The following is a 463-nucleotide window of genomic DNA, read 5'->3' on the forward strand; positions in this document are numbered from 1 at the left end:
ACCCTGCACGTCACCACCGACCAGGTGTTCTCGGCGCTCTCGACCTATCTCGGCTCGTCCTACGTCAACCAGTTCAACAAGTTCGGCCGCGTGTTCCAGGTCTACACGCAGGCCGATCCGGCGTTCCGCGTCACCGAGCGTGACATCGCCAACATGATGGTGCGCAACTCCAACGGCGACATGATCCCGATCGGCACCATCGCCAAGATCACGCCGACCACGGGCCCGTCGCTGATCAGCCTCTACAACCTCTACCCGTCCGCGACCGTGGTCGGCCTGCCGGCTCAGGGCTATTCCTCCGGGCAGTCGCTGAATCTCATGGAGGAGATCGCCGACAAGTCGCTGCCGCCCGGCACCGGCTACGAATGGACCGCGATGTCCTACCAGGATAAGGCGGTCTCGAACCAGATCTACTGGGTGTTCGGCCTCGCCATGCTGCTGGTCTATCTCGTGCTCGCCGGCC

1 protein-coding gene is annotated in these 463 nt (G+C 63.5%); it reads left to right on the plus strand.

What is annotated here, in order from left to right:
* The coding region (locus AACY52_RS30915) for an efflux RND transporter permease subunit (RefSeq protein WP_339561483.1) at positions 1 to 463 on the plus strand (463 nt) is incomplete at both ends.

Origin of the sequence: Pseudomonas sp. EA_65y_Pfl1_P113 (assembly GCF_963970525.1) — a bacterium.
Taxonomy (GTDB): domain Bacteria; phylum Pseudomonadota; class Gammaproteobacteria; order Pseudomonadales; family Pseudomonadaceae; genus Aquipseudomonas; species Aquipseudomonas tritici.